This is a genomic window from Janthinobacterium rivuli (assembly GCF_009208735.1).
GTDB lineage: Bacteria > Pseudomonadota > Gammaproteobacteria > Burkholderiales > Burkholderiaceae_D > Janthinobacterium.
Genome location: NZ_WFLJ01000062.1, coordinates 1 through 533, shown reverse-complemented (window position 1 = coordinate 533; position 533 = coordinate 1). Strand labels below are relative to the sequence as shown.

Genomic DNA, 533 nt, shown 5'->3' with positions numbered 1-533 from the left:
TCGTGCAAACTCTAGAAAGGAGGTGATCCAGCCGCACCTTCCGATACGGCTACCTTGTTACGACTTCACCCCAGTCACGAATCCTACCGTGGTAAGCGCCCTCCTTGCGGTTAAGCTACCTACTTCTGGTAAAACCCGCTCCCATGGTGTGACGGGCGGTGTGTACAAGACCCGGGAACGTATTCACCGCGACATGCTGATCCGCGATTACTAGCGATTCCAACTTCATGCAGTCGAGTTGCAGACTACAATCCGGACTACGATACACTTTCTGCGATTAGCTCCCCCTCGCGGGTTGGCGGCGCTCTGTATGTACCATTGTATGACGTGTGAAGCCCTACCCATAAGGGCCATGAGGACTTGACGTCATCCCCACCTTCCTCCGGTTTGTCACCGGCAGTCTCATTAGAGTGCCCTTTCGTAGCAACTAATGACAAGGGTTGCGCTCGTTGCGGGACTTAACCCAACATCTCACGACACGAGCTGACGACAGCCATGCAGCACCTGTGTACTGGTTCTCTTTCGAGCACTCC

At 54.4% G+C, this 533-nt stretch carries 1 rRNA gene; it reads right to left on the bottom strand.

The features are described from left to right. Positions 1-15 precede the first annotated feature (15 nt). A 16S ribosomal RNA gene (locus GCN78_RS28905) occupies positions 16-533 on the bottom strand; the annotation flags it as partial.